Annotated in this window: 12 protein-coding genes; 7 read left to right on the top strand and 5 right to left on the bottom strand. The window is 66.2% G+C overall.

Annotation, left to right across the window (positions count from 1 at the left end; genetic code table 11):
• Positions 1-185 precede the first annotated feature (185 nt).
• Genes EV643_RS24105 through EV643_RS24075 form a run of 7 tightly spaced genes read left to right on the top strand, consistent with a single transcriptional unit; the run spans position 186 to position 8,955 of the window.
• Complete coding sequence (locus EV643_RS24105; protein WP_166665555.1) at positions 186-1,787, top strand: ABC transporter family substrate-binding protein; 1,602 nt, start codon at positions 186-188, stop codon at positions 1,785-1,787.
• Between the two features lie 25 nt (positions 1,788-1,812).
• Complete coding sequence (locus tag EV643_RS24100) at positions 1,813-2,787, top strand: ABC transporter permease (protein ID WP_166665554.1); 975 nt, start codon at positions 1,813-1,815, stop codon at positions 2,785-2,787.
• Positions 2,780-3,676 (top strand): ABC transporter permease, encoded by an 897-nt coding sequence (locus tag EV643_RS24095; RefSeq protein ID WP_133802403.1) that lies wholly within the window; start codon positions 2,780-2,782, stop codon positions 3,674-3,676. The genes EV643_RS24100 and EV643_RS24095 overlap by 8 nt, the downstream gene beginning before the upstream one ends.
• Complete coding sequence (locus EV643_RS24090; RefSeq protein WP_166665553.1) at positions 3,673-4,692, top strand: ABC transporter ATP-binding protein; 1,020 nt, start codon at positions 3,673-3,675, stop codon at positions 4,690-4,692. Before EV643_RS24095 ends, EV643_RS24090 begins: the two co-directional genes overlap by 4 nt.
• The gene (locus EV643_RS24085) at positions 4,689-5,666 is read left to right on the top strand and encodes an ABC transporter ATP-binding protein (protein WP_238165755.1); all 978 of its coding nucleotides are present in this window, start codon (positions 4,689-4,691) and stop codon (positions 5,664-5,666) included. The genes EV643_RS24090 and EV643_RS24085 overlap by 4 nt, the downstream gene beginning before the upstream one ends.
• Positions 5,663-7,537 carry a CocE/NonD family hydrolase gene (locus EV643_RS24080; protein ID WP_202869734.1) on the top strand — a complete coding sequence of 625 codons (1,875 nt, stop codon included), beginning with the start codon at positions 5,663-5,665 and terminating at the stop codon, positions 7,535-7,537. Before EV643_RS24085 ends, EV643_RS24080 begins: the two co-directional genes overlap by 4 nt.
• The gene (locus tag EV643_RS24075; RefSeq protein ID WP_133802401.1) at positions 7,534-8,955 is read left to right on the top strand and encodes a CapA family protein; all 1,422 of its coding nucleotides are present in this window, start codon (positions 7,534-7,536) and stop codon (positions 8,953-8,955) included. The genes EV643_RS24080 and EV643_RS24075 overlap by 4 nt, the downstream gene beginning before the upstream one ends.
• Here EV643_RS24075 and EV643_RS24070 read toward each other — a convergent pair.
• From EV643_RS24070 to EV643_RS24050, 5 genes are read right to left on the bottom strand one after another with little or no spacing between them, the layout of a single operon-like run.
• The gene (locus EV643_RS24070) at positions 8,915-9,646 is read right to left on the bottom strand and encodes an HD domain-containing protein (protein ID WP_133802400.1); all 732 of its coding nucleotides are present in this window, start codon (positions 9,644-9,646) and stop codon (positions 8,915-8,917) included. The genes EV643_RS24075 and EV643_RS24070 overlap by 41 nt on opposite strands.
• On the bottom strand, positions 9,643-10,521 hold the full coding sequence (locus tag EV643_RS24065) for a hypothetical protein (protein WP_133802399.1): 879 nt from the start codon (positions 10,519-10,521) through the stop codon (positions 9,643-9,645). Before EV643_RS24065 ends, EV643_RS24070 begins: the two co-directional genes overlap by 4 nt.
• A gap of 60 nt (positions 10,522-10,581) precedes the next feature.
• Complete coding sequence (locus EV643_RS24060) at positions 10,582-11,586, bottom strand: ABC transporter permease (protein WP_133802398.1); 1,005 nt, start codon at positions 11,584-11,586, stop codon at positions 10,582-10,584.
• On the bottom strand, positions 11,583-12,491 hold the full coding sequence (locus EV643_RS24055) for an ABC transporter ATP-binding protein (protein WP_133802397.1): 909 nt from the start codon (positions 12,489-12,491) through the stop codon (positions 11,583-11,585). Before EV643_RS24055 ends, EV643_RS24060 begins: the two co-directional genes overlap by 4 nt.
• Positions 12,488-12,886: a GntR family transcriptional regulator gene (locus EV643_RS24050; protein ID WP_133802396.1), complete on the bottom strand. Its 399-nt coding sequence runs from the start codon at positions 12,884-12,886 to the stop codon at positions 12,488-12,490. The genes EV643_RS24055 and EV643_RS24050 overlap by 4 nt, the downstream gene beginning before the upstream one ends.
• Between the last annotated feature and the right edge of the window lie 23 nt (positions 12,887-12,909).

Raw genomic sequence — 12,909 nt, 5'->3', positions numbered from 1 at the left:
GGCGCTGTCCGCTTCACGATTGACGCAGCCGCGGCAATCGTCGGGCTGCACCGAAGCGTTCGGGCCTACCGTCAGTGCACTGCACGTTCGGGGGACGTAGCTCAGCTGAATATCCCCAACATCCAAGGAGCCACTCGATGTCCGACTCGCGCACTCGAAAACCAGCTCGCTTGCTGGTATCAGTCGTGGCCACTCTCCTCGCGCTGTCGGCCTGCAGCGCGATCGACGAGACCAGCGCCGGCAACACCACGACCGCCGAGCGCGCGGCGGGTGGGGAGATCGTCTTCGGGGCCGAGGACGAGCCGTCCGGCTTCAACTACGCGACGTCGAAGGACTCGATCCTCGGCGTCCGTGACGTGGTCGAGAACCTCTTCTTCTTCGCCGCGAAGTCGCGTCCGGACGGCACCCTGTACTACGAGGGTCTCGCCGCCGAGCCCGCGATCGTGTCGGACCAGCCGCAGATCGTCGAGTGGAAGATCAACCCGGATTCCACCTGGAGCGACGGTACGCCGGTGACCACCCAGGACATCAAGTACTACTTCGACAACGTCACGAACCCGAAGAACGACGTGGCCAGCCGGGTGGGCTACGACCTGATCAGCAAGCTCGACCTCGTTGACGCCAAGACGTTCCGGGCCACGTTCCGAAGCCGGTACGGCGACTTCCGCGGACTGTGGCAAGCCGTCCCGCAAGCGGCGCACCTCAAGTCCACGCCGGGCGGATGGGAGAACGGACTGAACAACGATCCTGGTCCGTCCGCCGGGCCGTACAAATTCGAGCGGTGGACCAAAGGCGAGTCAATCACCCTGGTCCCCAATCCCCAGTGGAAGCTGCAGCCGAAACCCACCGTCGACCGCATCGTCTTCCGCTTCCTGCCGGAGTCGTCCACGATCCCGGACGCCCTGCGGAACCAGGAGATCAACATCGTCGAGGCCCAGGCGCAGCTCGACCTCATGCAGGATCTGCAGCACGTCGACGGGCTGAAGCTCGAGATCTCCACCGGACCGAGGTTCGAGCACCTCGTCCTCAACCACAAGGATCCCGTGGTGGGAGATCCCGCCGTACGCAAGGCGATCGCGCACGCCCTCGACCGCGACGCGATCGTCAAGGCGCTGGTGGCGCCGTTCCAGCCCGAGGCGAAGCGACTCGACAACATGGTGCTGACGAACGCCCAGGCGCCTGGCTCGGAGCCGCATGGCGAGCAGTACCACAGTGCCGACCCCGAAGCGGCGAAGCGGATCCTCCAATACGCTGGCTGGATCCCGGGACCGAACGGCGTACGGGCCAAGAGCGGCAAGCAACTGACCATTCAGTTCTCGGCCGTCGCGGGCAACCAACGCCAGGAGCAGACACTCGAGCTGATCAAGAATCAGCTGTCCAAGGTCGGGATCAACCTCACCATCGACACTTGCCCGGCCGCTTGCCTGTTCAGCGACCGGCTCCCGGCCGGCAAGTTCCAGATCACGCTCAAGGGGTTCTCGGGCAGCCCGTTCCCGGTCGCGGATGCGAGGGCGCGCTTCGGGACAGGTGGCGGCGACAACTACTCGAAGTACTCCAACGCCCGCTTCGACGAGCTGGCCAAGCAGGCCGCCGAAACCCTGCAGGCGCAAGAACAGATCCGGCTGGCGAACGAGATGGACAAGGTCCTGTGGGAGGACCTGCCGATGTTGCCGCTGTTCCAGCGACCCGATCTGGTGGCGTACCGCGCATCCCTGGTCGGGATCGAACCGAACGGCACCCGGGACGGGGTCCTGTGGAACGCCGCCGGCTGGGGCCTGTCGAAGTGACCACCATCCCGAGAAGGACGCAGTCATGCTCCGCTACATCCTGAAACGGCTGGCCGCCTCCGTCCCGATGATGCTCGTCGCCAGCTTCGCGGTCTTCTGCCTGGTCGCCCTGTCCGGCGACCCCCTCGCCCGGCTGCGGGAGCAGCCGGGCGTGTCCGCCGAGGCCATCGCCGCGCGTTCGGAGGCGTTGAACCTCGACCAGCCGCTCATCGTCCGTTACCTCGGTTGGATCACCAACGTTCTGCAAGGCAACCTGGGCCTGTCCCTGGACGGTGAGCCGGTAGCCGACAAGCTCACGCGGGCCTTCAGTGTCACCCTGCGGTTGGTCATCGCCGCGGCCGTGGTCGCGATTCTGCTGGCCGTCGTCGTCGGCGTGCTGTCAGCGGTACGCCGCTACACCGTCTGGGACTACTCGGCCACCTTCGCCGCGTTCGTCTTCTTCTCCATGCCCGTGTTCTTCCTCGCCGGGGTGCTCAAGGACCTCGCGATCAGGCTCAACGAGGCGACCGGACACGTGATCTTCACAACGGTCGGCGAGCGGGGATCCGGTGCGGTGACCGGCCTGCTGGACACGATCTCCGACCGCGCCGGGCACATGGTCCTACCGACCTTGACGCTCGTACTGGTGACGTTCGCCGCCTGGAGCCGGTATCAGCGCGCGAGCATGCTGGAGATCCTCGGCGCGGACTTCATGCGAACCGCACGGGCCAAGGGCGTTCCGGAGCGATCCGTTCTGCTCAGACACGGCCTTCGCAACGCGTTGATCCCGCTGACCACGATCGTCGCCGTCGACTTCGCCACCTTGGTGAACGGATCGATCGTGATCGAGACCGTGTACGCGTGGAACGGCCTGGGCCGCCTCTTCATCACCTCCCTGCAACAAGGCGATGTCCAGCTGAGTACCGCTTGGCTGCTGATCGCGGCCGGTGCGGTCGTGGTGTTCAACCTCGTCGCCGACATCGTCTACGCGCTGCTCGACCCGAGGATTCGCCATGCCTGAACCACTTCTCCTGACGGGCGCGCCACGGCAGTCGCGATCCCAGCTCCGGTTGGCGATGCGGCGCTTCGTTCGCCATCGCGCTGCCATGGCCGGCACCGTTGTGCTGGTCCTCGTTTTCGGGGCGAGCTTGATCGGTCCGCACTTCACGCCGTACGGTTTCGCCGAGCTCACCGAGGACTACTCCCAGCCTCCCTCCGCGGAGCACTGGATGGGGACCGACGCCATCGGGCACGACCTGCTTTCCCAGGTACTCCGGGCCTCGCAGAAGTCGATCCAGATCGCCCTGGTGGTGGCCGCCCTCTCGACGTTCATCGGAGTCCTTATCGGGACAGTGGCGGGCTACTACCGAGGTTGGGTGGACACACTGTTGTCCCGGATGACCGACCTGGTGCTCGTGGTCCCCGTTCTCGCCGTACTTCTCGCCGCCGCGAACTCGATCTCGCAGCGCGGCGGCAACTGGTTCCTCGTCGCTATCCTGATCGCTCTGTTCCTGTGGCCCACCGTGGCACTGGTCGTGCGCAGTACGGTGCTGAGTCTGCGGGAGCAGGACTTCGTCCAGGCCCAGGTCGCGATCGGAGCCAGCGACGTACGCATCATCGTCAAGCACCTGATCCCGAACGCCGTCGGTCCGATAGCGGTGAGCGCCACGCTGCTGGTGGTGACGGCGATCCTGCTCGAGAGCTCGCTCGCCTTCCTCGGTTTCGGCATCGCGCCACCGGACACTTCGCTCGGCAAGCTCGTCGCCGTCGGACAGACCGCTTCGTCGAGCAGGCCCTGGCTCTTCTACTTCCCTGGCGTGGTCCTGCTCGTCATCTGCCTGTGCGTGAACTTCGTCGGCGACGGTCTGCGGGACGCCTTCGACACAAGGCGTTCAGGAGGCCGAGCATGATGGGGCCGGGTATTACGAGGACAACCGACGGGCTGCGGGTCCGCGACCTGACGGTGACCTTCCGGGCCGACGGCCGGGACGTGCCCGCCGTCCGCGGCCTGGACCTCGACGTCCGGCCAGGAAAGGTGCTGGCACTGGTAGGTGAGTCGGGCTCCGGCAAGAGCGCGTCCGTCCTCGGCATGCTGGGTCTGCTGCCTCCCGGAACTCGCACGACCGGGACAGCGATGGTGAACGGCGTCGACCTCCTCAGCCTCAGTTCCGCCAAGCTCCGCCGGCGACTCGGCAAAGACGTGGCGATCGTATTCCAGGACCCGATGACGAGCCTGAACCCGGTACACACGGTCGGGCAACAGGTCGCCGAAGCCCTCCTGGTGCACGACCAGGGATTGAGCAGTCGGCAGGCCCGCGCCCGTGCGGGTGAGTTGCTGGCCCGGGTCGGCATTCCCGCAGCCGTACGCCGCCTCGACGACTACCCTCACCAGTTCTCCGGCGGTATGCGCCAACGTGTGATGATCGCCATCGCGCTGGCGAACTCGCCGTCGGTCCTGGTCGCCGACGAACCCACCACGGCGCTGGACGTCACCGTCCAGGCCCAGATCCTCGAGCTGCTCACTGATCTTTGCCGTGAGCAACAGACCGGCCTGGTCCTCGTCACCCACGACCTCGGCGTGGTCGCTGGTGTCGCCGATGACGTCGCGGTGATGTACGCCGGCCGCATCGTCGAGCGGGGCACCGTGGACGAGCTCTTCTACCGCAATTCCCATCCCTACACGCAGGGCCTGCTGGCAGCCGTTCCCAGGATCGACCTGGCCGACTACGAGCCTGAACCGATCCCGGGTACGAGCCGTTCGGCGGCCGGCGTGGACGTGGGCTGCTCCTTCGCACCCCGGTGTTCCTGGGCGGCCGAAACATGCCTGACCGACGACCCACCGCTGCAAGACCTACGTCCTGGACACGGCGTCGCATGCCTTCGCGCGGAGACCGTGGCGGCAGCCCAGGAGAGGAAGTCCAGATGATCGAGGTATCGAACCTGGTCAAGACCTATCCCGTGAATCACCGCAAGGAACTGACCGCGGTCGGCGGGGTCTCCTTCTCCATCCGCGAAGGAGAGACGCTGGCGCTGGTCGGCGAGTCGGGATCGGGGAAATCCACAGTGGGCCGATGCCTGCTGAGGCTGATCGAGCCGACCTCCGGAGACGTTCGCTACCGCGGGAAGTCCATCACTGGCCTGTCCCGGCGGCAGTTGCGCCCACTGCGCCAGGAGCTGCAGATCGTCTTCCAGGATCCGTACTCGGCCATCGACCCCAGGATGACGATCGAGGCGTTTCTCGCTGAGCCGATGCAGGTTCATGGCTGGGCCCGGCCCGACATCGCAGTACGGGTCACCGAACTCCTCGTGACGGTCGATCTCGGCCCCGAGCTGGCGGGCCGCTACCCGCACGAACTCTCCGGCGGACAACGACAACGGGTGGTCATCGCGCGAGCGCTCGCGCTGCGACCGAGACTGCTGGTGCTGGACGAGCCGGTCGCAGCTCTCGACGTCAGCATCCAGGCCGGCATCATGCGTCTGCTCAGCCGACTGCAGCGCGACCAGGGCCTGAGCTACCTGTTCATCGCTCACGATCTGGCCGTCGTCCGTCAACTGTCGCACCGGGTGGCCGTGATGCACCGCGGCCTGATCGTCGAGACGGGCGCCGCGAAGGACGTCTACACCTTCCCGCGCCACCCGTACACCCGCGCACTGCTGTCCGCCATCCCGATGCCCGATCCGCGGCTGGAACGCCAGCGGAAACGGATAGTCCTCAGCGGCGATCCACCAGACCCGGCGGACCGCATCGAGGGGTGCGCGTTCCGGTCGCGCTGCTGGAAGTCCGAGGAAGACTGTTCGAAGGAGGAACCCACGTTGACGGCGTACGACACGCCAACGCTCGTCGCCTGCCACCATCCCGAGACCGAGCCGGCCGGCATCGGCGCGGAGTCGCGCTCGTGACCCGGCCCGCGCTCACCGACGTCTCACCGGGACGGCTTCCGGGCCGTGAGCTGTACCGAACCGTCCTCCAGATCCCCATGCGTGACGGTGTCGCCCTCGTCGCCGACCGCTACACGGCCGAATCTGACCCATCGCCCCGGCCGGTCATCCTGGAACGGACGCCGTACGGCCGACGCAAGCAGCGCCGATCCGACGAGAACCACCACGACGAGCCCGTACCGCAGCCCGAGGACATCGCCCAGTACTTCGTCGACGGCGACTACCACGTCGTACGTCAGGACTGCCGTGGTCGTGGCGACTCGGGTGGCCGGTTCACCAAGTACCTCAGTGAAGGTCCCGACGGCGCGGACACGATCGAGTGGATCGCCGCGCAACCTTGGTGCGACGGCCGGGTCATGATGACCGGGACGTCGTACTCCGCACACGTCCAAGCCGCCGCGGCCACGGAGTCCCCCAAGGCGTTGACGGCCATGTTCCAGGATTGTGGCGGGCTCTCCAGCGCATACGAGGCAGGCAGCCGGATGGGCGGGGCGTTCGAGCTCAAACAGGTGACCTGGGCGGTGGAGCACGCAAAGCAGAGCCCTGAGGTCGTGAGGGACACGCTGCTCGCGGCGGCCCTGGCAGAGATCGACTTGCGCGACTGGTTCGGTGTGCTGCCGTGGAGACCGGGCACCTCACCGCTCAGCCTCGTGCCCGAGTACGAGGAGTACCTGCTCGAGCAATGGCGCCAGGACCGGTTCTCGGACTTCTGGCGGCTCCCGGCGATCTACAGCCGGGAGTCCTACTCGCGCTACCCCGACATCCCGACCATGCACCTCGGCAGCTGGTACGACCCGTATGTGCGGTCCACGATCGAGAACTTCGGGTCGCTGACCACGCGGAACGAGTCCCCGACGTTCCTGGTCATGGGTCCGTGGACACACGGCCGACGCTGTACGCCGTACGCGGGGGACGTCGACTTCGGACCCACCTCGACGTTGTCCGGCAATGTCGACCAGTCCTACCTGTCGTTCCGCCGCCGCTGGTTCGACCAGGCGATCGGCCGAGCGGCGGCCGGCATGCCGAAGGTGCAGTACTTCCTGATGGGCGGGGGCGACGGCCGACGCAACGAGGCGGGCCGAATGCGCCACGGTGGTGAATGGCGCACCGACACCGCTTGGCCGCCGACTTCCGCACGGCCCGTTCAGCTCTACTTGCATGCCTCCGGCAACCTCTCCGAGCAGCGGCCGGAAGAACTGGTGGCCGGAGTCGAGTACGACTTCGATCCGCGTGACCCGGTCCCGACGATAGGTGGGCAGGTCACGTCGGGCGAGCCGGTGATGAGCGGCGGTGCGTACGACCAGACGCCCGACAGCCGGGTCTTCGGTGCGATCAGGCCCTATCTGCCGCTGAACACCCGACCCGATGTCGTCAGCCTGGTGACCGCGCCCCTGGACGAACCGGTCGCCGTCGCCGGACCCGTATCCGCGCGGCTCTTCGTCTCGTCGAGCGCTCCGGACACCGACTTCACCATCAAGCTGATCGACGTCCACCCACCGAACGAGGACTACCCGCACGGGTTCGCCATGAACCTGACCGAAGGCGTGTTCCGCTGCCGGTTCCACGCGTCGTTCGAGGAACCTCAGGCGCTGTCCCCCGGGCACGTCTACCAGGTCGAGGTCTCGGCCCCGGACACGGCCAACCTCTTCGGCGCCGGACATCGGATCCGGCTGGACGTCTCCTCCAGCAACTTCCCGCGGTTCGACGTGAACTCCAACACCGGTGTGGCCGAGGCCCAGAGCCGCCGTACGACGATCGCGACGAACCGGATCCACATGGAAGGCGACCACCCGTCACACCTGAACCTCTGGGTCCTGGGGGCCGACGAATGAGCTCATTCGACGAAGGCATGCTCGACGAGTCGTGGCGGAATGCCGCCGTGGCGGACGGCTTCACGTTGGCGGCGACCGGCGATCTGCTGATCGACGACGTACTGCTGCCACGGCTTCAGCGCGAGTCACCGGAACTCGTCGAACTGTTGCAGAGTTCCGACGTCACGGTGGGGAACTTCGAGAGCACAGCGATCGACTTGGCCGAGTTCGGCGGTTGGCCGGAAGCCGAGGCCGGCGGAGCCTGGGTGATCAGCTCGCCGAGGGTCCCACAGGACCTTGCGGCGATGGGTTTCAACCTCCTCAGCCGGGCCAACAACCACACCACGGACTTCGGCGTACAGGGCATGCGATCCACCGACAATCTTCTGGACAAGGCGGGAATCGTGCACGCCGGTACCGGTCAGACGCTCGCTGAGGCCAGATCGCCGAGGTTCCTGCACGTTCCAGCGGGTCGGGTCAGCATGGTCGCGGCGGCATCGAGGTTCGAAGTCATGTCGCGCGCCGCCAACCCGTTGGGGCAGATTCGTGGCAGGCCCGGTGTCAGTGCGCTGAGGACAACCCGATACGTGCAGGTCGCACCAGACCAACTCGCGCAACTCGCGGCGATCCGCGACTCCCAGCCGTCAGGCTCGATCCGCCCGTCAATCGTGGCAACCGACGAGACGACCGGCTCGGTGACCCTTTTCGGAACGACGTACGTCGCCAACCCCGTCGCCGGCAGCGGGATCGAGTTCACCTTCTCGATGCACGACCACGACCGGACCGAGATCCTGCGAAACCTCCGCCAAGGAAAGCAGACGTCCGACTTCGCCGTCTTCGGTATGCACACCCATGAACCAGGCAACTACAGCCCCGAACCGCCCGACTTCCTCACCGTGCTGGCCCGCCAGGCCATCGACAACGGCGCCGACGCGTTCGTCGGGCACGGCCCGCACCAGCTGCGCGGCATCGAGATCTACCGACAGCGACCCATCTTCTACTCGCTCGGCAACTTCTTCTTCATGATCAACACCCAGCAGCCGCTCACACCTGACGGATACGAGAAGGCGTTCACATCGGACTGCCGACGAATCGCCGAAGACGACCGGGCCGAGTCGATCACCGAAGCAGAGTTCCTTGAGCACAAACGGGTCTACGGCGTGTTCAAGGAGCGCATCTGGTACGAGAGCGTCGTCGCCGTATGCCGCTACAGCAACCACGGCAACCTGTACGACGTACGCCTCCACCCCATCGAACTCCACTGGTCGCCCGCCCGAGACGCAGATCGCGGAATCCCCACCCTCGCTCCGGCCGAATCGGCGCTACGCATTCTCAACCGCCTACAAGAACTCTCCAAACCCTTCGGAACCCAAATCGACATCGAAGACCAAGTAGGAGTCATCCACGTACAGGGCGCTGTTTCCAGTCGAGAGGGTTGAGCCGGGTCGCTAGTAGGAGGCAGCCTGGGCGGCGGGCGTAGGCGGCTCGGCCGTGGGGGGAGCGTCGGCATTCCTGGAGCCAAAGAGATCGGCACGTTTCGGGGAAGTTGGCTCGGCTCCACTTGGTACAGGCCTCAGACAGGATCTCTGGGTCGACGGCTGTGATCCGGGTGCCGGCGAGGTCTAGCAGGGATCCGGCTTGGAGGTAGTGGCCGAGAGGGTCCTTGGGCGCTCGGATGTCGATGTGGGCGAGGATCGCGGTCTTGACCTGCTCGATTTCGTCCCGTGGCGTGTGGGGTGGTGCTGTTGATTCGGCGGCCTCGGCTCCGGCGTACGTGAAGCATCGATCGGCTGTCGGTTTCCGGAGCCCGACGTCGTGCAGCATCGCCGCGACGTAGAAGAGTTCCCGATCGAGTCCGATGCCGTCGGCTTCTGCCAGGGCAAGGCCGAAGCACCACGTACGAAGGGAATGGTCATAGAACTCGCGCCACAGTACGTCGCGGCCGTGGGACTCGGCTGTTGTCGCCCAGGGCGTCGGCGGAGGATCCAGGTTCGGCGACAGCGATGGTCCTCGTTTGCCAAGCCGGTACGCCGCCAGTCCGAGGAGCGTGGAGCCCAGTCGCGCGGCCACATCGGGCAAGAAGCAAACCTTGTCCCGCACACTCAGCGTCTCAGGTCCCCAGGCTGTCACGGAGTCGGCACCTTCAGGTGTTTCGCCTCGGGCTCACTCGGGTCCGCGCGCAGGCCTCGATCCCAGAGTTCCACCGTCTGAATCGCCCAGAAGGCCAAGAACAACAGGATCAACGCCGCCTCGACCAGCAACACCACGTTCCTCCAGTCAGCTCTCCATCCCACCAAGCCGAGGATGACGCATACCGCCATCAGGCCGGCGATCACGAAGTACAGACGAGGCGGCCAGGGCCCTAGCCGCCGTTCGGCCTCGGGACTGTTCCGTGATTGCCTCGCGTTCTGGAACACGATCCAGATGATCATGACGAACAGGAGAACGGCGGTCCAGTAGTGAGCGTTGGCCTCGAAGTTGGAGCGGAGCCCGATGAACCAGATGAGTCCGACGACGAAGATGCCGATCGACACGACCAGGGCAATAGTTTGCCGCTGATCCCAATCGCCCGGCTCTGCTTTCCGCCAGAGCCAGATCGTGATCACGATGCCGAGCCCACCCGCGGCGAAGAGTCCCCACATGTTGTTGACGATGCTCGGTGTCGCGTCGGTCAACATAACGCGTTCCGACCAGCAGGAGCCCGCATTCGGGGTCGGTACCAGGGCAACGACCGGTGCGAACATGCCGCCGAGGTTCAGCAGGACGTCTTCCAGATTCGTGTTCCCCTTGAGGACCACCATGCAGACGGCGACGGCGAGCAGCGCGCCGACGAAGACCGCATGGACCGGCGTGTAGTAGTACGCGCTGATCGATCCTTGCCAGCAACCCGGGTCCGTCTTCACCCGCTCGATCACCACCGACACAGCCAACATCAGCAGCACCGCGATCATCGCGAGCCGCACGTACCGGTACGTCCTGATCTCAGGCCCACTCGGCAACTCCATGACGCTCCCCCTCTGGAAGATCCCCTACTAACCAGAGTCAGCAGCACGCCCGGAGATACATCAGGAGATGCGGCGCCGTACTCGGTAGACGGCCAAGATGACCAGCACCGCGGCCAGCGCGACGAAGATGCCGGTTTCGATCGTCTGGAAGAGCCAGAACCGGCTGCCCGGCTGGTAGATCTGCAGGTTGTAGAGGCCCTCCTCGCAACCCTCTGGCGTGGGCCCGGCCGGCGTCGCGCTCGGTGAAGGCGACGGCGATTCGGGGCGGCACGATCGTTGCTGGTTCGCCGCAACCTGCACGCCCGACGAGTTGTAGATGCCGACATGGATGATCCAGTCGCCGTTGAGCTGGTTCGGCTCGACCTGGCTGGTGACCGGGAACTTGCGCTCCCGCTGGGCCTGGAAGTGCGGCCGCGCCACCCCGGCGACGAGAAGCCGTACTGCGAGGAAGCCGACCAGCGTGGTCGCCATCGCCGGCATCACCTTCCCGCTCACGGTGCCGGCGAAGATGCCCAGCGCCACCGCGAACAGGGTGTAGCCGATCGGTACGATCCCCTGCTGGTCGAAGATCAGCACCGTGAAGCGGCTGCCGTTCGCCCCGTTCAGCGGCCGGATCCACCAGCTCAGCAGCAGTGTGTACGCCGTGGCGATCGCGAGGCAGCCGGTTCCGATCAGGCCGAACTTGATCATTGCCCAGCGCAACCTGCTGACCCCCTGGGTCCAGACCAGCCGGTGGGTACCGAGCTCGACCTCACGGGCAACCAGTGGCGCACCGAGGAACAACCCGACCAGCAACGGCAGTACGGCGAACAGGACCGCGAGCGGCTGCAGATTCCCGAACCTGGCCAGGAACTGATTCGCGAGCTCGGCGCAGTCGTTCGAGCCGGGGCCGACGGTGACGAACTCGGCGTCGCCGGTCCGGCGGAGGCAGTCCGCCAGGCCGCTGTCCGTGAAGACGTCGTGCATCCTGAGCCCGGTCGGCAGGATCAGCGCACTCACCGCCACCATGCCGATGAGCACGAACAGGACCTGCTGGCGGTGCTGGCGCCAAGTCATCCAGATCATGACGTCAAATCCATCCCGAGCGGCGACGGCCCTGGCAGTACTCCGGCCGACGGGTCGGCGAGGTAGGCGAGCACCAGATCCTCGAGACTCAGATCGCGGGTGGTCCAGGCGGGGTCGAGGATCGGACCGTTGGTACGCACCAACAGCGTTGACTGCTTGTCTGTATGGCTCTCCCGAATCACAGACGCGACACCGGCCGGCGAAGCCTGAGCCGCCGCGCGACGCGGACCGATCAGCACCTGGTGCTCTGCGAGCAGGTCATCGACCGAGCCGAGGACCTGTACCCGCGATTCCTGCAACACGATCAAGTAGTCGCAGACCCGCTCCAGGTCGGCCACCAGATGCGAGGAGAGCAGCACGGTCGTTCCGTCATCCGCGACCCCTCCCATCAGCGCCTGAAGAAACTCGCGCCGGGCCAGCGGGTCGAGGCTGGCCACCGGCTCGTCCAGCAGCAGGAACTCGGGACGCTTGGCCAATGCGAGGGCGAGCGCCACCTGGGCTCGCTGGCCGCCGGACAGCTTGCCGACCTTGCGGTCGAACGGGATCCTCAGCCGTTCGAGCCGGGCGGACGCAAACTCGGAATCCCAACGCTGGTTGAGCTTCTGGCCCATCTTGAGCAGATCCGGAACCGTGAAGTCCGGGTACAGCGGCGAGTCCTGGGCAACGAACCCGATCCTCGTCAGCAGTCCCGAGTCGGCGGCCGGCGTACGGCCGAGAACCTGGACCGTTCCGGCGTCCGGCCGCAGCAGGCCGACCGCGAGGTGCAGCAGCGTCGTCTTGCCTGCACCGTTCGGGCCGACCAGAGCGGCAACCCGGCCGGCCGGGAGCCGCAGCGTGCAATCCCGCAGTGCCCAGGTCCCGCCATACCGCTTGCCCAGGCCGGTGGTTTCCAGCACCGTACTCATGCTTCCGCTATCCCCTCCTGAAACGTGGCCCGCAGCGTCGTCTCGACCAGGGCGACGATGTCCTCCTGGTCCAGCCCCGCGGCCCTGGCCTGACTGAGCCAACCGATCAGGTCGTGCCGGAGTGCCGCCTGGTTCGCCAGCGACGGACCGGCCAGCGACCGCGTCACGAACGTGCCGACGCCCGGACGCGCGGAGACCAGCCCTTCGAGCTCCAACTGCCGGTACGCCTTCAGCACCGTGTTCGGGTTGATCGCCAGCGCCTCCGCAACCTCCCGCACCCGCGGCAGCTGATCACCCGGATCGATCAACCCGAGCCGCAGCGACTGCCTCACCTGCTGCACCAACTGCATGTACGTCGCGACCTTCGAGTGACCGTCGAGATGAAACTCGATCACGGCCGACCTCCCCTATTGTCCTA

Source organism: Kribbella caucasensis (assembly GCF_004361855.1).
Lineage (GTDB): Bacteria > Actinomycetota > Actinomycetes > Propionibacteriales > Kribbellaceae > Kribbella > Kribbella caucasensis.
The sequence above is the reverse complement of the archived record's forward strand: the minus strand, read 5'-3'. Positions and strand labels throughout refer to the sequence as shown.

Bases quoted from the DNA above. Each gene is read 5' to 3' on its own strand.
- EV643_RS24100 (WP_166665554.1), top strand. From the start codon at position 1,813: ATGCTCCGCTACATCCTGAAACGGCTGGCCGCCTCCGTCCCGATGATG.
- EV643_RS24095 (WP_133802403.1), top strand. From the start codon at position 2,780: ATGCCTGAACCACTTCTCCTGACGGGCGCGCCACGGCAGTCGCGATCC.
- EV643_RS24090 (WP_166665553.1), top strand. From the start codon at position 3,673: ATGATGGGGCCGGGTATTACGAGGACAACCGACGGGCTGCGGGTCCGC.
- EV643_RS24085 (WP_238165755.1), top strand. From the start codon at position 4,689: ATGATCGAGGTATCGAACCTGGTCAAGACCTATCCCGTGAATCACCGC.
- EV643_RS24075 (WP_133802401.1), top strand. From the start codon at position 7,534: ATGAGCTCATTCGACGAAGGCATGCTCGACGAGTCGTGGCGGAATGCC.
- EV643_RS24065 (WP_133802399.1), bottom strand. From the start codon at position 10,521: ATGGAGTTGCCGAGTGGGCCTGAGATCAGGACGTACCGGTACGTGCGG.
- EV643_RS24060 (WP_133802398.1), bottom strand. From the start codon at position 11,586: ATGATCTGGATGACTTGGCGCCAGCACCGCCAGCAGGTCCTGTTCGTG.
- EV643_RS24055 (WP_133802397.1), bottom strand. From the start codon at position 12,491: ATGAGTACGGTGCTGGAAACCACCGGCCTGGGCAAGCGGTATGGCGGG.